This is a genomic window from Brevundimonas sp. SS2672, from assembly GCF_059579685.1.
Genome location: NZ_CM184201.1, coordinates 2,125,617 through 2,144,466 on the forward strand (window position 1 = coordinate 2,125,617; position 18,850 = coordinate 2,144,466).

Genomic DNA, 18,850 nt, shown 5'->3' on the forward strand with positions numbered 1-18,850 from the left:
GGCCTGATCGGACCACATGAGTTGCAGACGATGAACCGACGGGAACTGGGCCTTGGCGTCGCCACGACGAGCCTGACGCTGGCGGCGGCGAGCGGAGCGCTGGCCCAGACGCGCACCACCGATCCGCAGATCTTCATCGCCGGCTTCGACGCCCAGGCCGGGCGCCTGCCCGCCGCCCAGCAGGCCGAGGTCCGCGCCGTCTACCAACTGACCCAGGGCAAGCCGATCTGGACGGCCGATCGCCTGCGCGTGCTGCAGGAAGTCGCCGCCGGCGCCGAGCGCCACGGCCTGCCGGCGGGAGACTTCTTCGACTTCGTCGGCCTGGCCGCCGACCGCGAGACGGCCGAGATCCGCACCACCGCCGCCGCCTTGGCCTACGCCCGTGTCCTGGCCGAGGGCCGCATCCGGCCCGAGACGGTCGAAGAGCTGTGGGAGATGCAGAAGAACAGCGTCGACCTGCCGCGCGGCCTGGTCGACGCCGTGGCCGCCAACACGCTGAGCCAGTGGTTCGACGCCCTGCCCCCCACGGACCTGGGCTACACCAATCTGTCGGCCGGCTACGCCCGCTATCGCCGCATCGCCCGTCAGGGCGGCTGGCCCGCCTTCCGCCTGAGCAGCGGCACGATCGAGCCGGGGAGCAGCGACCCGCGCATCCCCGCCCTGACCGCGCGCCTCGCCGCCGAGGGCGACCTGAGCGCCGCCGCCGCCGAGCGGCTGAAGGGCAACCTGGCCTATGGTTCCGAGCTTCAGCAGGCGGTTCGCAGCTTCCAGACGCGTCACGGCCTGGGCTCCGACGGCCGCGTCGGCCCTGCGACTCAGCGTTCCCTGACCGCCACGGCCGAGGACCGCGCCCGCCAGATCGCCCTGAACCTGGAGCGTCGCCGCTGGCTGAAGCGCGAACTCAACCCCGAGCGGATCGAGGTCAACACCGCCGCCGCCATCATGGTCTACTGGAAGGACGGCAAGCCGGTTCACTCCAACCGCGTCATCGTCGGCACCGCCGCCAACCAGACCCCCAGCCTTGAGAAGCCCTTCGCCTCGGTCGTGGCCAATCCGCCGTGGACGGTGCCGATGGGCATCGCCCGGCGCGAGATCCTGCCCAAGGGCCCCGGCTACCTCGCCGCCAACGACATGTACGTCAATGCCGACGGCTGGGTGGTGCAGCGCGCCGGGCCGAAATCGTCCCTGGGCAATGTGAAGTTCGAGCTCCAGGACAGCTACGCCATCTTCCTGCACGACACCCCGGCGGGGGGGCCTTCAACCTGTCGGTGCGCCAGCGCAGCCACGGCTGCGTGCGGGTGCAGGACGCCATCGGCTTCGCCCGCCTGCTGCTGTCGCCCGACCCCGAACGCCTGGCCGTGTTCGACGCGGCCCAGGCCAGCGGCGAGACCAAGCGCGTGACCACCGGCCGCAACATCGGCGTGCGCCTGCTCTACTGGACCGCCTTCGTCGACGGTCAGGGCCGCGTCGCCTTCCGCGAGGACGTCTACAAGCGCGACGCCAAGCTGGCCGACGCCCTGGGCATCGCCGTCAACCTGCCGCAGGTGGTGGCCGACGCCCCGATCGATCCGGACGAAGTGACGCCGTAAGCGAGGCGCTCAGCCGAAGGCGGCGCGCAGACGATCCATCTGACTCTGCACCGGATTGGCGGGCGCCGTCGCCGGCTCCACATACATCTGCCGGTCCAGGTGCAGCACGCGGTCGTAGAGCTTCTCGGCCCGCACGGCGTATTCGATCAGGGCGATCGGCAGGTCGCCGCGACGCGGCTCCGTCTCCATGCGGCGATCGGCCAGGCGGTAGCGGGGGTCGCCCGCCGCCTCGGCGCTCATATCCTGTTCCCGCACGGCGCGCTGGACCAGCAGCCACGAGGCGATCTGCATCAGCCGCGTGGTCAGCTTCATGCTCTCGCCCGCATAGGACAGGGCCGCCGCCCGCGACAGCAGGCGCGAGATCCTGGCGTCCGTCGCCATCCAGATAGGCGGCGGTCTCCTCGACCAGTTCCATGCCTTCGCGGAAGGTGCGCTCGAACAGCTCGGAGCGCGCGAAGTCCAGCACTTCGGCGCCGACAAGGCGCGCCGGGCTCGGTTCAGCTTCGATGGCGGTCACAGGCGTCTATCCACGAATCTCATGCATTCGCTCGCTGCAATCGTCATGCCACGGAAGCTGATCCGACGGGAGGGGGCGGCCGAAACCGTCCCCAACCCGCGCGCCTCAGCGGAAGTTGAACAGCGCATCGGCGGCGCTGCGCTGTGAAGACTTGCCCTGAATGGCGGCGCGCGCGCGGGCGATCTCGGCCTCAAGGGCCGCGATCCGCTCCTGAAGTTCATCCACGGCGTAGAGGTCCAGGTCTTCGCGCCCCAGGGCGGCGATGGCCTCGCCGCGCTGCGGCCGGGGCTCCAGATCTTCGAAACTCATCCTCGCCTCCTTGGCCATTACGGGCACGACCTCCTATGTGAACGCCGCATTGAACCGGAATGCAAGCAAGGGAGGCTGCACCATGCAGGCCATAGAGATCGAAAACGGACGCGGCCCCGCCGACGCCCTGCGCCTGACGACGCGTCCCCTGCCCGTTCCGGGCCCTGGCGAAATCCGCATCCGCGTGCGCGCAGCGGGGTGAACCGCCCGGACATCGTCCAGCGCGAGGGGCGCTATCCGCCGCCGCCGGGCGCTTCGGACATCCTGGGGCTTGAAGTCGCGGGCGAGGTCGACGCCGTAGGCGCAGGCGTGACGCGCTGTGCTGTCGGCGACCGCGTCTGCGCTCTGCTGGGCGGCGGCGGATACGCCGAATACGCCGTGGTCGACGCCCGCCACGCCCTGCCGATCCCCGAGGGTCTGGACTTCATCCAGGCAGCGGCCCTGCCCGAGACCGCCTTCACCGTCTTCGCCAACGTCTTCGAGGGCGGCGGGCTGAAGGCGGGCGAGACCCTGCTGATCCACGGCGCCACCAGCGGCATCGGCGTCATGGCCATCCAGATGGCCAAGGCGGCGGGCGCCCGCGTCATCGCCACCTCACGCGGCGGCGCCAAGGCCGAAGCCGCCCGCGCCCTGGGCGCCGACGTCAGCCTGGACGCCACCCAGGACGACCTGGCCGCCACCATCCAGGAGGCAGGCGGCGCCGACGTGGTGCTGGACATGGTTGGGGCCGCCTACGCCGAACTGAACCTCAACGCCCTGAAGCCCGGCGGACGCTGGGTGGTGATCGCGACCCTGACGGGCGCGCGGGCCGAGGTCGACCTGATGCGGATCATGTTGAAGCGGATCGTCCTGACCGGCTCGACCCTGCGCAGCCGCCCGGCCGACGAAAAGGCCCGCCTGGCCGCCGCCGTCGAGGCGACGGTCTGGCCCTGGATCGCGTCCGGCGCCGTGCGGGCCCAGGTCGAGGCGACCTTCCCCCTGGCCGAGGCCGCCGCCGCCCACGCCCATCTGGAAGCCGGCGCCCACGTCGGCAAGGTCGTGCTGCTGCCCTAAAAAGGAAAAAGGCGGGAAGCCGAAGCCTCCCGCCCTATCCGTCAACCGTCTCTACAGCCTACCAGCGGCCGCCGCTGCGGGCCGGGCGCAGGGACGAGATCTTGTCGTTCATCCCCGTATTGCGCAGGTCGCGCATATCGCCGCGCACGATCTCGCAGCGACCGCGATAGTTGGCGTCCTCGCAGACCTCCCAGCTTCCCCGCGACAGGCGGATCGAGCTGATCGCATCGTTCATGCCCAGGTTGCGCAGGTTCGGGACCTCGTTGCGGAAGCTCATCGACTGGCCGCGATAGTCGGCGTCGCGATAGACGGTGATCGAGGACTGGCCCCAACCGCCGTTGCCAGGCCGGCCGTCGTTCCACCCGCCGCCCGGACGCCCCGGACGGCCGCCGTTCTCGAAGTCGCCCTGAAAGCGGCCGCAGGCCAGACGCCCGTCGCGGTTGACGATCTCTTCGCTGGAGCAGCGCGCCAGTTCGATCGAGGTTTCGCGCATATTGCCCCGCATGTCGCGGCAATCCGCATAGAGGCGGCCGCGATTCACATAGGCCCCCGAGCAGCTCTGGGCGTAGGAGCCGCGCGGCGCGCCGCGCGCCTGAACCTGGGCTTCCGCCGAACTCACGTTCACGACGGAGAAACCGCCCGCCGCCATGACCAAACCTGCCGCTGCAACCACGAACTTCTTCATGACACGGTCTCCTTCGAGATCTCTCCCGGCGCACAACGCGCCCTGGCCCTGAATGTTCATCATGCCAGATGAACCTTCGCTGTATGAGGGCGACAGACGACGTTTTCATTTCAACTGAAATCACCTATAAAGGTCTTCTCGCGCCCGGCCGAAAAGGTCGGGCGCCGTCGATTCAAACGCCCGTTTTTTGGGCCGCAACCGCCGGGATCCATGCCCATGACCGACATCCTGATGCCCAAGGCCACCGCGGTCTGGCTGGTGGACAACACCTCGCTCTCGTTCGAGCAGATCGCCGACTTCTGCGGCCTGCACCCGCTCGAGGTGCGCGGCATCGCCGACGGCGACGTGGCGCGCGACATCCGCGGCGCCGACCCCATCGTCAACGGCCAGCTGACCCGCGAAGAGCTGGACAAGGCCCAGAACGACGAGAACTACCGCATGAAGGCCGTGGTCAGCCGCCACGCCGAACTGCTGAAGCCCGCCAAGTCCGGTCCGAAATACACGCCGGTCTCGCGCCGTCAGGACCGTCCGGACGCCATCATGTGGTTCGTCCGCAACCACCCGGAAGTGACCGACGCCCAGATCGCCAAGCTGCTGGGCACCACCAAGGCCACGATCGAAAGCGTGCGCAACCGCACCCACTGGAACTCCGCCAACATCAAGCCGGTCGATCCTGTGACCCTGGGCCTGACCGGTCAGCTGCAGCTGGACGAAGTGGTCCGCAAGGCCGCCGACAAGAAGGCCAAGGACGACGCCAAGAACGGCGTCCTCCAGCCCGTCGAGCCCGAGGTCGAGCCGGAAGTCGTCGCTGAGGAAGAGGCCGAGCCGGACTATGGCTCGGGCGCCGAGCCCACGGCCGAGTCGGTGTTCGGTTCGCGCGACTGATCTCCTGTCGATCGACGGATACAAAACGGCCCCGGAAGAGCGATCTTCCGGGGCCGTCGTCATTTCAGGTGGGAAGCCCGCTAGTGGGTTCGGGATTCCAGGCTGTTGATCTCTTCCTTAAGTCGCAGTTTTCGCTGCTTCAGCTCCCTGAGGTGTGTCGGGTCCGCGGTGGGCCGGCGCATCTCCTGCTGGATGGTCTCATCCAGCGACCGATGGCGATTACCCAATTCGCGAATACGAGCCTCGATGGTCATGGCTTGCGCCTCCATGTCTAAGGGACCACTACACTGAGCGCCCGGTTCGACGAGGTGTGGAATCACATTGCAGTGACCCTCGCCGCTCCGAACACGGACAGGTTGGAGACGAAATTGGCCGATGTTGTGAACACGACCGTTCGGGCGCCGGCGCCCTCTCGGCTAGTCGTTGGAATCTCTGGCGCTTCAGGCGTCGTCTATGGCGCGCGCGTGCTGGACGCCCTGCGCGAACTGGGCGTCGAGAGCCATCTGGTCGTCACCCGCGCCGCCCTGCTCACCTTGTCGCAGGAGACGGATCTCACCCCCGACGAGCTGACGGCCAAGGCGGACGTGGTTCATCGACTGAACGACGTGGGGGCGACCATCTCCTCCGGCTCCTTCCGCACCCTGGGCATGATCGTCGCGCCCTGTTCGGTGCGGACCATGAGCGAGATCGCCACCGGCGTGACCTCGACCCTTTTGACCCGCGCCGCCGATGTGACGCTGAAGGAGCGCCGCCCCCTGGTGCTGATGGTGCGCGAGACGCCGCTGCACCTGGGTCATCTGCGCACCATGACGGCCCTGGCCGAGATGGGCGCCGTCATCGCCCCGCCCCTGCCCGCCTTCTACGCCCGTCCCGACAGTCTGGAGCAGATGGTCGACCAGTCGGTCGGGCGAGCGCTGGACGTCTTCGGCCTGGACTGGTCGGCCGTGCGCCGCTGGGAAGGCCTGAAAGGCGGGAGCGAGGCATGAGCGACGATCTGTGGACCTGGGCCTGCGCCGCCTACGCCGCGCCGGGCGCGGCCGAGGCCTGCCTGTCGCTTCAGGATTATCACGAGCAGAACGTGCCCCTGCTGCTGTGGGCCGCCTGGACCGCCGTCACAGGGCGTCGCCCCGACGAGGAGACCATCGAGGCCGCCTGCGACGCCGCCCGCGCCTGGCAGACCACGACCATCGCCCCCCTGCGCGCCGTGCGCCGCACGCTGAAGACGCCCGTGCCGGACCTGGAGACCGACGCTCGCCTGGCCGTGCGCGAACAGGTGAAGGCCATCGAACTGGCCGCCGAGCGCCATCTGCTGAACGGGCTCGAAGCCCTGTCGCCCGCTCCGACCGGCGCGCCTCGCCCGCCCGTCGACGCCATGGCCGAAACGGCGCGCCTGTGGGATCGCGTCGTGCCGCGTCCGGCGCTCAGAACCCTGTCCGACCTGCTTCCGACCTGACGCCAGCTCAGCTATAATCCCCCGGTCCGGGGCCTGACGATGAACGACGACGAACCTTACCTGTCCGAAGAAGACGAGGCGCTGCGCGCCGAACTGGCCCGCCTGCTCCAAGAGCACGCCGACCTGGACGCCTCCATCGAGGCGCTCGGCCACATGCCCGCCCCGGATCAACTGATGATCGCCCGTCTGAAGCGCAAGAAGCTCGCCCTGCGCGACGACATCGTGAAACTTCAGGATCAGATCCTGCCCGACATCATCGCGTGATTGTCGTCGACGCCCCGGAACAGGCCCATCAAGCCCTGACCCTCCTGCGCGAACGCCTCGGCGTCTCTCTCAAGGCTGTCTATCTGCATGGCTCGGCGGTGAGCCAGGGCCTGCACGCCCATAGCGACATCGATCTGCTTGTCGTCGTCAACGCGCCCATTGCAAACGAGACCCGGCGCGAGCTGCTGCAAGATCTGAGCGCCGTCTCGGCGCCGCCCGGCGATTCCCGACTTCGACCTCTGGAAGTCATCGCATTCCTGCTTCGAGAGCTGGATCTCCCCGCCTACCCCGCCCGCGCCGAGCTCGTCTTCGGAGAATGGCTCCGCGAAGCCTTCGAGGCCGGCCGTTTGCCCGAAGGCGGGGCGGATCCTGAGTTCACCCTCATGCTGGCCCAGGCCCGTCTGGAGGCCCGCCCGCTTTTCGGACCGCCGGCCGCCGACCTGCTGCCTGCTATAACTCGACAGGACATAAGGCGCGCCATCCACGACAGCCTGCCGATCTTGCTCGCCGCCCTGGCTGAGGATGAACGCAACGTGCTGCTGACGCTCGCGCGCATGTGGCGGACCGCGAAAGACGGGGCCTTCGTCTCCAAGGCAAGGGCGGCAGAGTGGGCTCGGCTTCAGTTGTCGCGCACCGCCTCTGACGCGCTCGCCCTGGCTCGTGAGGAATACCTTGGCGCGCGGTCGGTCGACTGGAGCAACCGATCCGCCGAGGTCCAGACCGCCGCCCTGGAACTGGCGCAGAGAATTCGCGCGACGCTCTGAGGCGCGCCCTTGCCCTAGAGCGGCAGGACCGAGGTGTCCTTGACCTCTTCCATCACCGCATAGGTGCGGGTCTCGCGCACGCCCGGCATGACGATGAGGGTGTCGGCCAGGAAGACGCGGTAGGCGGCCATGTCCCTCATCCGAACCTTGACCAGATAGTCGAAGCCCCCCGCCACCATGTGGCATTCCAGCACCTCAGGCGAGCGGCGGATGCGCTCGGCGAACTGGTCGAAGATGTCCGAGGTCGTGCGATCCAGCAGCACCTCGATGAAGATCAGCAGTTCGCGCTCGGCGAACTTCGGGTCGATCAGGGCCGTATAGCCGGTGATGACGCCGCGCTCGCGCAGGCGGCGCACCCGCTCGAAACAGGATGACGCCGACATGTTGCAGGCGGCGGCCAGATCCTGATTGGTGATCCGTCCATCCTGCTGCAGCACCCGCAGGATGCGGCGGTCGGCGTCGTCCAGCTTGTATTCCCCAGCGCTCATGCGCTCTCCCCCTCTACGCTTTACAGAATCCCGACACTGACAAAGCCGCGCGTGATCCGCAACGCGTCTGTCAGTGTCGGAAGGTCGACGTCTGTCGACGTCGGCCCGGTCTCGATTATTGTCCAGAACGGGTCGCCGCCGCAGCCTGCTTGCTCTGGGCGATGAAGGCCTCCATCTCGGCGGTCATGGCCGGGATGGTGGCGACGCCGATGGCCAGCAGATGGTCGTGGAAGGCGCGGATGTCGAAGTCGGCCCCCAGTTCCGCCTCGGCCAGACGGCGCAAGCGCACGATCTCGATCTCGCCCAGCTTGTAGGACAGAGCCTGACCCGGCCAGGTGATGTAGCGGTCGATCTCGGTGCCGACCTCATGGTCGGACAGGGCGGTGTTCTCGCTCAGGAAGGCCACCGCCTGTTCGCGGGTCCAGCCCTTGGAGTGGACGCCGGTATCGATGACCAGACGCGCCGCGCGCCACATCTCATAGGTCAAGCGGCCGAAGTCCTCATAGGCGTCTTCATAGATTCCCATCTCCACCGCCAGCTTCTCGGTATAGAGGGCCCAGCCCTCGCCGAACGCCGAGATGTAGGTCTGGGCGCGGTAGTCGGGCATGGGCTCATGCTCGCGGCGCAGATTGCCCTGCCAGGCGTGGCCGGGGTTGCACTCGTGCACCGTCAGCGCCGGGATGTTGTAGCGCGGCCGCGACGGCAGGTCATAGGTGTTCAGCAGGCAGACGCCGTTGCCGCCCCGACCGGCCGTGTAATAGGGCGCGATGGCGTCCGGCACGGGGATCAGGCTGAAGGTGTCGCGCGGCTTCAGGTTGAAATACTGGCCGATCTTGCCGTCAACCTTCTTGATGACCCAGGCGCCGTGCCACAGCAGGTGCTCCGGCTTGTCATAGTGGAACTGCGGGTCGGTCTTCAGGAAGGTGATGAAGTCGGCGAAGTTGCCGGTCCAGCCGGTGCTGCGCATCACCGTCTCCATCTCGGCCCGGATGCGAGCGACCTCGGCAAGGCCGATCTGATGGATCTGATCCGGCGTCAGGTTGACGCTGGTGTATTGGCGAATCTGCGTCTGATAGAAGTCATCCCCATCCGGCAGACGGTTGGCGCCCAGGGTGTCGCGCGCGCCCGGCACATATTCGTCTCGAATGAAGCTCAGCAGGGTGCGGTGCGCCGGCACGACCTGCTGCTGGATCACCTGGACAGCAGCGGCGCGCAGACGCGCCTTGTCCGCCTCGGCCATGGTCGCGGGCATGGTCAGGAAGGGCTTGTAGAAAGGATTCTGCGTGACGTCCGTCGGTTCCGTGACCGCCAGGATCGACACGTCGCGGCCCACCAGGGAGGCCTTCGGCTGTGTGAAGCCGCGCGCCAGTCCGGCGCGCATATTGGTGATCTGCTGATCGAAATAGCGCGGCGTGTCCCGCATCTGGGACAGATAGCGCTCATAGTCCTCGACCGAGGTGAAGGTCGCATTGCCCATCCCCGTCAGCGACGACCAGAACGAGCTGTCCGAGTTGAAAGGCATCTCATACAGCCGGTGGCGGCCGTCATCGACGAAGTTGTCGATCTGATGCTTGTAGACGGCGTAGTTGGTGCGCTGGTTCGGCGACAGCTGCTCGGGCGAGATGGCCTCGAGACGGCGCTGCACGGCCGTCCAGTATTCCAGACGACGCTGCTGGGTGGCGGCGCTGACGTCCGGCAGGGTGCTGGGTTTGGACGCCCGCGACGGAATCTCTTTCTGACGCCAGGCCCACTCCTCGGCGGCGATGGCCTCGAACTGGGCGTCCAGGGCCGAGGGCGCGGCGGCGGCGGCCGAAGCCGAAGCGGCCCGGGCCTGTTGCGGAGCGGCTACGCCCCCTACGGCCAGAATCCCGACAGCGACCGCCAGGGCCCCGAAAGCAGTGAGAGACTTCATCGTCTTTCCCCCCGAAAAACACAGGGACGCCGGGCGGCGTCCAATAAGGCAAGAAGCCGCCCGTCACCGGGCGGCTTCACTACTCTGGATCAGAATCGGGCGTTCACGCCAACGTAAACGTAACGACCCAGGTTGTTGTAAATGCTGGCGTTGAAGCCATTGTACAGACCCGTCCCGGTCCAGGTGAATGCGGTCTGCGGCGGCGCTTCATTGGTGAAGTTGTTCACACCGGCGAAGACCGAGTAGCGGTCGAAGCGGTATTCAGCCCGGATGTCGTGCGTCAGCCACGACGGGGCCTTCCACACTTCATACGCGCCCACCTTGTCCTGGTTGCTCCGCAGCACGCTGCTCAGATACTGATTGGCGTAGGAGAGCGACAGGCGATCATAGTCCCAGGACACGCGGAAGTTGATCCGGCGCTTGGGATTGGGCGCCTCGCCCGCTTGCTCGTCGCGCACGCTGGCGTCGCCCGGAACCGGGTCATAGGTCAGCTCGTCCAGGAAGCCGGCGGCCGCGCTGAGCGACAGCGAACCGTAGTCCGGCAGACCCAGCTTCGCCAGATCCGTGCGGTAGGACGCGGTCACGTCCCAGCCCGAGTTGGTGTACTCGGCGACGTTCATGACCTGGTTGACCACGCTGGCGATATTGCCGTCAGGGCCACGCGTGACGTTGGGACAGAACGGGTTGTCCAGGGTCGGGCTGTCGACGCAGTTGTTGATGATGGTGCGCGCGCCCAGCGAGGCGATCACGTCGCTGATCTTGATGTCGTAGTGATCGACGGTGACCGCCAGGCCCGGCAGGAAGGACGGCGTCAGGACGACGCCCAGGGTCAGGGTTTCCCCCTCTTCCGGACGCAGGTCGGGGTTGCCCTTGCTGATGGCGGGCTTGGTCGCGATCGATTGGGTGAAGCCCGGATCGAGGCCCAGGGCCGCGCAGTTCGCCTTGCGGTTGTCAGGGAAGTTCCCGATGTTCAGGCGCGTCGCGTCGCAAGGGTCATCGAACAGGTTATAGCCTTCGCCGCCGCCGTCGAACAATTCGCTGATGTTCGGCGCCCGCACAGCCTTGGCGTAGTTGGCGCGGAACCGGATGTTGCGGTCGACCGTCCACTCCATGCCCAGGCCGTAGCTGCTGTCGCCGCCCGTGGTGGTGTAGTCCTGGTAGCGATAGGCCGCCGTCAGATCCAGGTATTGGATGAACGGCACATCGGCCAGCAGGGGCAGATTGACCTCGCCGAAGACTTCCTTGGACTCATAGGCGCCCTCGGTCCGGGCCTGTTTGTTCTGGAAGATCAGCCCCTGCTGCGAGCGGATGTCCGGGATCGCGCTGCTGGCTTCCTTGCGCCACTCCACGCCCGCCGCGAAGGCGACCGGCAGGCTGGTTCCGCTGAACAGCGAGGGATAGGAGAACAGCTCGCCGTTGACGCTGGCCACCGCGTTCCACTGGCGGATGCGGTCGTTGCGGACGGTGTAGATGTAGGAGTAGTCGATCGCCTCCGGTGAGCCCTGATAGGCCCCGAACAGGTTCAGCGGCTGACAGCCCCGCGCCCGCGCATCCACGCTGCGGCAGACGATCTGCCCGTTCTCCGTGATGGCGTCGATCGACTCATAGAACTCCTTCTGCAGGCGGTCGAAGTTGGTGAACTCCGACTCGGTCTGGCCGTAGTTGACGTAGGCCTCGAACCGCCAGCCGTTGCTGAAGGCGCCGTCCACGCCGGTCACGAAGCGCGTGGTGTCGTACACGCTGCGCGAGGTGCGGATGCCGAAGTCGGTATCGATGCGGGTGATGTCGAAGAACTTCATATTGGCCTGCGCCAGCATGGTCTTCAGTTCATCGGGCAGGAAGGCGTTGTCCGCCTGGATGCGATAGGCGTTGCCCGTGGACATGCCCGGCGAGCTGTCGGCGAAGGTGCCGTTCCGCGCCTGGCTGCTGGCCTCCATGTGGAAATACTTGGCTTCGGCGAACAGGTTCAGTTCGCTGATGAAGTCGACCGAAGGCTGGAACTGGTGACGCAGTTGCAGTTCGCCGCCGAAACGCTCGACCGGCGTGCGCAGCATGTCGTCGCGCAGCTGGAACCCGTCGCCGCCGATCGATTGCTTCTGCTCGCGCCCGGCGCCGTCATACAGGATCTGGCCGCGGTCGAACGGAACCAGCTTGCCGTCCGGCGTGAAGGTCAGGGCGAAGGCCTTGTTGGAGCCGATCGCATCGACGATGACCGGGGTGAAGAAGTTGTTCTGGGTGTTGGTGTAGACGTCCCGCGCCTGGATGAAGGACGGCAGGCCGTCGTCCGGGCTCTTCTTGTTCGGGTTCGGGATTTCGGCCAGGGCGCTCATGGCGTAGTCGCGCTCGTGGCGGAACAGGCCCTCGGACTTGTCATAGGTCAGGGCGCCCATGATGTTGGTCCGGTCGTCGTTGAAGTTCCGCCCCACCGCGACCGAGCCGTAGTAGGTGTTCGGGCCGTCGGCCGAACCATACTGCGACTGGAAGGCGACGCCGTCGAAGTCCTGCTTGGTGATGAAGTTGACCACCCCGGCCACGGCGTCGGCGCCGTAGACGGCCGAGGAGCCGCCCGTCACCGTGTCGATGCGTGCGATCGTGGTCTTCGAGATGGAGTTGACGTCCACCGCGCTGGTGCCCGCCGAACCGGCGACGTGGCGGCGGCCGTTGACCAGCACCAGGGTGCGGCTCGACCCCAGGTTACGCAGGTTCAGGGTGGCCAGGCCCTGGCCCGACACCGAGTTGGTCGTGCTGGAGGCCGAGGAGCCCAGGCCGACCTGCGGCTGGCGCGTCATGGCGTCGATCAGGTTGGTGACGCCGGTGTTCTCGATTTCCTGGGCGTCGACGACGTTGACCGGGGTCGCGGCCTCGACGTTCGGACGCCGGATACGCGAGCCGGTCACCACGATATCGGCGACGGCGCTGGCTTCCGGCTCGGCGGCCGGCGCTTCGGATTGAGCCCAGGCAGGCTGGGCGGCGGCGGCGGCCGTGACGGCCAGACCGGCGATTATCGTCCCGGTCTTCAGATACGCAGACAGTCTCATTGGATCACCCCTCGTTTTTTGATCTGAACCCAGGCGCGCCGTCCCCATTTCGGCGTCGCCTGCGTCGCTCTTTTTGGATCAGCGCCCGGCGGACGCCTCTCCCCGTTCGGCTTTTTGCCGATCGACCATGGCCCGGACGTCGGCCAGCAGGGCCGGAGCGTCGTAGGCGACCCCGCGCGCCACCGTCCAACGCACCCCGCCCACCGTCTCGATGCGGTTTTCGGGGCTCAGGCGCTCATGTCCGGTGCCGTAAAGGGTCTTGAAGTTGGCCAGCGGATTCTCGGTCGTGATGACCAGATCCGCGCTCATGCCGGGCCGCACGACGCCGAAGGTCGGCGCCTTGCCCGTCGGCTCGGTCAGGGTCGTCGCCCCGTCCATCGTCGCGGCGCGCACGATCTCCAGCGGGTTGAAGCCCGCCTCCTGCAGCAGCTCCAACTCTTCAATGTAGCCGAAGCCGTAGAGCTTCCAGATGAAGCCGGAATCCGACCCCACCGTCACCCGGCCGCCGATCTTCTTGTAGTCGTTCACCAGACGCATGAACCGCTCATAGAAGCGGCGCCACGCCACCTCGTTCGAGGTCGTCCAGTCGAAGAAGTAGCTGCCGTGGTTATCGCGCGTGGACTGGAAATAGTCCGCCAGCGTCGGCAGGGTGTAGATCTGATGCCACGGCGCATTGCGCGCCCGCATCAGGTCGCGCGACGCCGCATAGATGGTCATCGTCGGGTCGAAGACGACGCCGGTCGCCTTCTGCTCCTCCAGGTATTCGAACCACTGCGGCGTGCCGGGCTCGACCTCCTTCCAGATTTCCGCCGCCTCGCCGAAGCGCATCTGCTCATCGTAGAAGTTGTAGTCGGTCGGATAGTTCTGGATGCTGCGGCCGCCCAGCAAGGCTTCGAAGTGGCCGTAGAAGTGGGTCACCGTGCCGAGGCCCGCCTCGGCCAGATCGCGCGCGTTCAACTGGGCCACGCCCGGCTGGGCGATGTGGGCCACCGTGCCCATGCCGTTCTTCTTGGCCTCGTCGATGGCGGCCAGGACCACCTCGGGCGTTTCATCGCCGCGCAGGAAGAATTTGATCCCGTCGATGCCGTTGGCCGCGCCCCAGCGCACCCATTCGCGCGCCATCTGCTCATTGCGGATGCGGCCGCGCGACCAGCCCGAACCCAGGGTCTGATAGTTGAAGATGCGCGGCGCGACGATCTCGCCGCGCGCCGAGCGGGTCTTTTCCGATACGGCGATGTCCTGCGGCGCCAGGCTGACGCCGCGCACCGTCGTCACCCCGTGGGCCAGCCACAGCTTGTAGACATACTCCAGGTCCGGCGCCTTCTGCGGGCTGCCGCCATGGGCGTGGGCGTCGACGAAGCCCGGCATGACATACATGCCGCGCGCGTCGATCTCGTGCGCCGCGTTCAGCGGCGGTCGCCCCTCGCGCTCCGGCAGGCCCGGCCAGCCCGCCTGGATGATGTCGGTGATCTTGTCGTTCTCGATGACGATATCGACCGGCCCCATCGGCGGCGCGCCCGTGCCGTCGATCAACATGGCGCCGCGCACCACCATCAGCGGATAGGGACCGAAGCCCTCGTCGGCGCGCCGCGGCGGGGCCGGATTGAGCGTAGCGCGCGCCGGCGCCGCCTGGATTTGGGTCTGGGCCAGCACCGCGCCCGGCGCACCCGCCAGCAGCAGCGCAGCCGCGCAGACAGCCCCCGCCCTCTTGAAGACAGCCTTCGCCCCTGTCGTGGTCCGCAAGCCGCAATCCCTCCCAAGATCGGGGGCCGCAGCCCCTGCAAGCGTCTGTCCGGCGCTTGGCCGGCTCCTTGAATCGCTACCATTCCGAGGGAAGCATGAGCTTCGGATATTGCAGTTATGACGAAATAAAATTCACAAGAGCTTCGAAAAACTGAGCCATCTTCGAAATGCGCAATTTCAGGCGCAATGCGGGATAGAGGCGTTGTTTCTGCGGTAAATCTGAATTTATGATCCAATGATCAGGATATAAAGCGGCCTTTCAGGGTCGTTTTTTCTGTTGCGGCATAGCTTGGCGCCCCCAGGTTATCGCCAATAATGCTACGGAAAAACGCCGTTATTCCGAATATTTTTACAATCGCCGCCAAGGATCGTCCGGGGGAGACGCATGAGTTTCATGACACGCCGCAAGGCTCTGCCTGCGCTGGGGGGCGCAGCGCCCAAAGCCCACGGGCTCAAGCCGACCCTGTCCTGGCCCCACCTGGTGGCCTTGGGCGTCGGCGCCATCGTGGGGACCGGCATCTACACCCTGATCGGCGTCGGGGCCGAACGGGCGGGGCCGGCGGTCATGCTGGCCTTCGTCATTGCGGGGATCGTCTGCGTCTGCGCCGCCCTAGCCTACGCCGAACTGGCGACCATGATCCCGGAATCGGGTTCGGCCTACACCTATTCCTACACCACCCTGGGCGAGGGGGCGGCCTGGATGGTCGGGTGGAGCCTGATCCTGGAATACACCGTGGTCTGCTCCGCAGTGGCCGTGGGCTGGGCGGGCTACTTCTCCGGCATGATGGAGGGGATCGGCATGGGCCTGCCCGCCGTGCTGACCTCGGCGCCGTCGCAGGGCGGCATCGTCAACCTGCCCGCCGTGATCATCGTCGCCGCCGTGGCGGGCCTGCTGGTCGCCGGCACGCGTGAGAGCGCCTCGATCAACGCCGTGCTGGTGGTGGTCAAGATCGCGGCCCTGATCGCCTTCGTGGCGATCGCCCTGCCCCACTTCAACCCGGACAACCTCAAGCCCTTCATGCCCTACGGCTTCTCGCACGGGGTCGGGGGCCAGATGGGCGTCATGGCGGCGGCGGCCATCATCTTCTTCGCCTTCTACGGCTTCGACGCCGTGGCCACGGCGGCGGAAGAAACCCGCAATCCCGCCCGCGACCTGACCATCGGCATCATCGGTTCGATGGTGGCCTGCGTCGCCATCTACATGGCCGTGGCCATCGCCGCCCTGGGCGCCATGCCCTTCACCGAGTTCATGAAGTCGCCCGAACCCCTGTCGCACATCGCGCGCACGGTCGGCTCGGACCTGTGGGCCACCCTGATCGCGGGCGCGGCGGTCGTCGCCCTGCCCACCGTCATCCTGGCCTTCATGTTCGGCCAGAGCCGCATCTTCTTCGTCATGGCCCGCGACGGGCTGCTGCCCCGCAGCCTGGCCCATGTCTCCAAGCGCTCGGGCGGGCCGGTCCGCGTCACCGCCGGCACCGCCGTGCTGATGGCGATCATCGCCGGCTTCATCCCCCTGGGCGATCTGGCCGCCCTGGCCAATGCGGGGACCCTGGTCGCCTTCGCGTCGGTGGGTCTGTGCCTGATCGTGCTGCGCCGTCGCGAACCTGGTCGTCCGCGCGTCTTCCGCGCGCCGGTCTGGTGGCTGGTCGGGCCGGTGGCCATCGCCGGTTGCGTCTATCTGTTCTTCAGCCTGCCCGCTTCGACCCAGATCAACTTCGTCATCTGGAATGTGATCGGGGTGGTCGTCTATCTGCTCTACAGCCGTCGCAACAGCCTGCTGAACGGATAAGGAAAAAGGGCGCCGAGGCTGACCTCGGCGCCCTTTTCAATTCGTCATCGGGTCGCTTCCGGCCGCGCCTTCTTCCTCAGCCACATGGCCGCGTCCGCCTCGGACAGCCAGACCTCGGCGTCCGCCTGTCCGGCGAATGCGCGCACGCCGAACGAGCCGCCCAGGGGCAGACGCTCGCCTTCCCAGACAAAGCCGTCGCTGTTCAGGGCCTCGCTCAACCGCCGCGCCTTCTCCCGACCTTCCTCGGCCCCTGCGTTCATCAGCACCACGGTGAACTCGTCGCCGCCCATTCGGCCCACGGCGTCGGATTCGCGCACGTTCGCCAGCAGCAGCTCGGCCACGGCGATCAGGGCGGCGTCCCCCGCCGCATGGCCCAAGTCGTCGTTAACCCCCTTGAACCCGTCCAGGTCGAGATACAGCAACGCCGCCTCGACTCCGTGGCGTCGGCAATAGGCCAGGTTGCGCGCCAGAACCGCCATGAAGCCCCGCCGGTTCAGCGCCGGCGTCAGCACATCGTGGTCCGCCAAGGCCTCGGCCCGCTCCGCCCGTTCGGTCAGGGCCGCCACCTCGGCGCGCAGGCGCGCGATCTCGGCCTGCGATTCCGCATCGGCGCCCGCAGCGGTCGTCTGTTCGGCCAGGTGGTTCAAGGCGGGCTCCGGCGTCGCATTTCCGGCCGACTCAAGCCCCCGCGACGCAGCTGAGTCTAGCGTCCTCGGTTGCGGGCGCAACGCGGGTGCTGTAACGGGCCGCTTTCCGCTTGGGGAGCCTTTGCGCATGACCGCCTCCACGCCGCCGGCCACGACGCCACCTGTCGCCATCATCATGGGCAGCCGCTCCGACTGGCCCACGATGAAGCTGGCCGCCGACCGTCTGGATCAGCTGGGCGTCGCCTGGGAGGCCAAGGTCGTCAGCGCCCACCGCACGCCCCAGCGCCTCTATGACTTCGCTGCGACGGCTAAGGCGAACGGCTTCAAGGTCGTCATCGCGGGCGCAGGCGGCGCGGCCCACCTGCCCGGCATGGCCGCATCGATGACCGATCTGCCGGTGCTGGGCGTGCCGGTCCAGTCCAAGGCGCTGAAGGGCCTCGATTCCCTGCTGTCGATCGTCCAGATGCCCGGCGGCGTGCCGGTCGCCACCCTGGCCATCGGCGAGGCGGGCGCCGCCAACGCCGGGATTCTGGCGGCGCAGATCCTGGCCCTGTCCGATCCCGCCCTGGCCGAGCGCCTGTCGGCCTTCCGCGCCGCCCAGACCGAATCCGTCGCCGAAAGCGTCGAGGACTGATGCCCGATCTTCCCCTGCCTCCCGGTTCGACCCTCGGCATTCTCGGCGGGGGCCAGTTGGGACGGATGTTGAGTCAGGCCGCCTCGCGCCTGGGCTTCGACGTGGTGATCCTCGATCCCCAGCCCGACAGCCCGGCCGCCCGCGTCTCGCGCGCCCAGATCACCGCCCCCTATGACGACCCCGACGCGCTTCAGGCTCTGGGCCGTCTGTGCGACGTCGTCACCTTCGAGTTCGAGAACGTCCCCGCCGCCTCGGTCGAGACCCTGGCCGAAGCGGGCGCCCTGGTCGCGCCGGGACCGACGGCTCTGGCCGTGGCCCAGGACCGGGTGGACGAGAAGACCTATCTCAACGCCGTCGGCGCCCCGACCGTGGCCTTCGCCGCCGTGACCACGCTGGACGACCTGACCGCCGCCATCGAGCGCTTAGGCCTGCCCGCCCTGCTGAAGACCCGGCGCGAGGGCTATGACGGCAAAGGCCAGGTCTGGATCCGCGACGCCGCCGATGCGGCTGCCGCCTTCGACGCCATCGGCCGCCGCCCCGCCGTGCTGGAGGCCGCCGCCGTCTTCCAGCGCGAGCTGTCGGTCATCGCCGCGCGCGGCCGCGACGGCGCCGTCGCCGTCTACCCCCTGGGCGAGAACGTCCACCAGAACGGCGTGCTGAAGACCACGACCGCCCCCGCCGCCGTCGACCCGGCCACGCAGGAACGCGCCGAAGCGATCGCCGCCGCCGTTCTGGACGGCCTCGACTACATCGGCGTCATGGGCATCGAACTGTTCGACATGGGAGAGGGCGAACTGCTGGTGAACGAGGTCGCCCCGCGCGTCCACAACACCGGCCACTGGACCCAGGACGGCTGCGTCTGCGACCAGTTCGAGCAGCACGTCCGCGCCGTCGTCGGCTGGCCTCTGGGCCCGAGCAACGCCCACGCCCGCATCGAGATGACCAATCTGCTGGGCGATGAGGTTGAACAGTGGCGGACGCTGGCCGCCGAGCCCCACGCCCGCCTGCACCTCTATGGCAAGCACGACGCCCGGCCGGGGCGGAAGATGGCGCACATCAACCGCATCCTCTAAACCCTCT

Annotated in this window: 18 protein-coding genes and 2 pseudogenes; 11 read left to right on the top strand and 9 right to left on the bottom strand. The window is 67.6% G+C overall.

Going from position 1 to position 18,850, the window contains the following annotated elements; all coding sequences use genetic code 11:
• Positions 1–30 precede the first annotated feature (30 nt).
• Positions 31–1,401, top strand: a complete 1,371-nt coding sequence (locus AC52GN_RS10590) for a L,D-transpeptidase scaffold domain-containing protein (RefSeq protein WP_496527018.1) — start codon at positions 31–33, stop codon at positions 1,399–1,401.
• Positions 1,299–1,589, top strand: coding sequence for a hypothetical protein (locus tag AC52GN_RS10595; RefSeq protein ID WP_496527019.1), 291 nt, complete (start codon positions 1,299–1,301; stop codon positions 1,587–1,589). The genes AC52GN_RS10590 and AC52GN_RS10595 overlap by 103 nt, the downstream gene beginning before the upstream one ends.
• Before the next feature lie 9 nt (positions 1,590–1,598).
• Here AC52GN_RS10595 and rcdA read toward each other — a convergent pair.
• Positions 1,599–2,004 (bottom strand): annotated as a pseudogene (gene rcdA / locus AC52GN_RS10600) (protease adaptor protein RcdA).
• Positions 2,005–2,211: 207 nt separating this feature from the next.
• Positions 2,212–2,415: a DUF1192 domain-containing protein gene (locus AC52GN_RS10605; RefSeq protein ID WP_291776601.1), complete on the bottom strand. Its 204-nt coding sequence runs from the start codon at positions 2,413–2,415 to the stop codon at positions 2,212–2,214.
• A gap of 82 nt (positions 2,416–2,497) precedes the next feature.
• On the opposite strand from AC52GN_RS10605, the pseudogene AC52GN_RS10610 reads away from it, so the two are divergent.
• A pseudogene (locus AC52GN_RS10610) lies at positions 2,498–3,468 on the top strand (NAD(P)H-quinone oxidoreductase).
• 58 nt (positions 3,469–3,526) lie between these two features.
• Here AC52GN_RS10610 and AC52GN_RS10615 read toward each other — a convergent pair.
• A complete protein-coding gene (locus tag AC52GN_RS10615) occupies positions 3,527–4,153 on the bottom strand; it encodes a beta/gamma crystallin-related protein (RefSeq protein ID WP_312219873.1) in 627 nt (208 codons plus the stop codon).
• Between the two features lie 216 nt (positions 4,154–4,369).
• Between AC52GN_RS10615 and AC52GN_RS10620 the strand changes: the two genes are divergently transcribed.
• Positions 4,370–5,038, top strand: coding sequence for a DUF1013 domain-containing protein (locus AC52GN_RS10620; RefSeq protein WP_343828899.1), 669 nt, complete (start codon positions 4,370–4,372; stop codon positions 5,036–5,038).
• An 80-nt stretch (positions 5,039–5,118) separates the two neighbouring features.
• On the opposite strand, the gene AC52GN_RS10625 is transcribed toward AC52GN_RS10620, so the two are convergent.
• Entirely contained in the window at positions 5,119–5,292 is a 174-nt protein-coding gene (locus tag AC52GN_RS10625; protein ID WP_291776611.1) for a YdcH family protein, read from the bottom strand.
• Positions 5,293–5,406: 114 nt separating this feature from the next.
• Between AC52GN_RS10625 and AC52GN_RS10630 the strand changes: the two genes are divergently transcribed.
• From AC52GN_RS10630 to AC52GN_RS10645, 4 genes are read left to right on the top strand one after another with little or no spacing between them, the layout of a single operon-like run.
• Positions 5,407–6,024 carry a UbiX family flavin prenyltransferase gene (locus AC52GN_RS10630; RefSeq protein ID WP_312219875.1) on the top strand — a complete coding sequence of 206 codons (618 nt, stop codon included), beginning with the start codon at positions 5,407–5,409 and terminating at the stop codon, positions 6,022–6,024.
• Positions 6,021–6,491: a TIGR02444 family protein gene (locus AC52GN_RS10635; RefSeq protein WP_496527020.1), complete on the top strand. Its 471-nt coding sequence runs from the start codon at positions 6,021–6,023 to the stop codon at positions 6,489–6,491. Before AC52GN_RS10630 ends, AC52GN_RS10635 begins: the two co-directional genes overlap by 4 nt.
• A gap of 39 nt (positions 6,492–6,530) precedes the next feature.
• Positions 6,531–6,755: a YdcH family protein gene (locus AC52GN_RS10640; protein WP_025978184.1), complete on the top strand. Its 225-nt coding sequence runs from the start codon at positions 6,531–6,533 to the stop codon at positions 6,753–6,755.
• Complete coding sequence (locus tag AC52GN_RS10645) at positions 6,752–7,519, top strand: aminoglycoside adenylyltransferase domain-containing protein (protein ID WP_496527021.1); 768 nt, start codon at positions 6,752–6,754, stop codon at positions 7,517–7,519. The genes AC52GN_RS10640 and AC52GN_RS10645 overlap by 4 nt, the downstream gene beginning before the upstream one ends.
• A gap of 14 nt (positions 7,520–7,533) precedes the next feature.
• Here the strand turns inward: AC52GN_RS10645 and AC52GN_RS10650 are convergent, their stop codons facing one another.
• The 4 genes from AC52GN_RS10650 to AC52GN_RS10665 form a co-directional block, all read right to left on the bottom strand.
• Positions 7,534–8,007: an Lrp/AsnC ligand binding domain-containing protein gene (locus AC52GN_RS10650; RefSeq protein ID WP_291776619.1), complete on the bottom strand. Its 474-nt coding sequence runs from the start codon at positions 8,005–8,007 to the stop codon at positions 7,534–7,536.
• A gap of 115 nt (positions 8,008–8,122) precedes the next feature.
• On the bottom strand, positions 8,123–9,919 hold the full coding sequence (locus AC52GN_RS10655; protein ID WP_496527022.1) for a DUF885 domain-containing protein: 1,797 nt from the start codon (positions 9,917–9,919) through the stop codon (positions 8,123–8,125).
• 89 nt (positions 9,920–10,008) lie between these two features.
• The gene (locus tag AC52GN_RS10660; RefSeq protein ID WP_346487373.1) at positions 10,009–12,957 is read right to left on the bottom strand and encodes a TonB-dependent receptor domain-containing protein; all 2,949 of its coding nucleotides are present in this window, start codon (positions 12,955–12,957) and stop codon (positions 10,009–10,011) included.
• A gap of 78 nt (positions 12,958–13,035) precedes the next feature.
• Positions 13,036–14,700: an amidohydrolase family protein gene (locus AC52GN_RS10665; RefSeq protein ID WP_496527023.1), complete on the bottom strand. Its 1,665-nt coding sequence runs from the start codon at positions 14,698–14,700 to the stop codon at positions 13,036–13,038.
• A gap of 385 nt (positions 14,701–15,085) precedes the next feature.
• Between AC52GN_RS10665 and AC52GN_RS10670 the strand changes: the two genes are divergently transcribed.
• Positions 15,086–16,489 (top strand): amino acid permease, encoded by a 1,404-nt coding sequence (locus AC52GN_RS10670; RefSeq protein WP_346487371.1) that lies wholly within the window; start codon positions 15,086–15,088, stop codon positions 16,487–16,489.
• Between the two features lie 44 nt (positions 16,490–16,533).
• On the opposite strand, the gene AC52GN_RS10675 is transcribed toward AC52GN_RS10670, so the two are convergent.
• On the bottom strand, positions 16,534–17,136 hold the full coding sequence (locus AC52GN_RS10675) for a GGDEF domain-containing protein (protein WP_312220880.1): 603 nt from the start codon (positions 17,134–17,136) through the stop codon (positions 16,534–16,536).
• Between the two features lie 127 nt (positions 17,137–17,263).
• On the opposite strand from AC52GN_RS10675, the gene purE reads away from it, so the two are divergent.
• Both purE and AC52GN_RS10685 read left to right on the top strand, forming a co-directional pair.
• Positions 17,264–17,770 carry a 5-(carboxyamino)imidazole ribonucleotide mutase gene (gene purE, locus AC52GN_RS10680; RefSeq protein WP_496527024.1) on the top strand — a complete coding sequence of 169 codons (507 nt, stop codon included), beginning with the start codon at positions 17,264–17,266 and terminating at the stop codon, positions 17,768–17,770.
• Positions 17,770–18,843 carry a 5-(carboxyamino)imidazole ribonucleotide synthase gene (locus AC52GN_RS10685; protein ID WP_496527025.1) on the top strand — a complete coding sequence of 358 codons (1,074 nt, stop codon included), beginning with the start codon at positions 17,770–17,772 and terminating at the stop codon, positions 18,841–18,843. The genes purE and AC52GN_RS10685 overlap by 1 nt, the downstream gene beginning before the upstream one ends.
• The last annotated feature ends 7 nt before the right edge of the window (positions 18,844–18,850 follow it).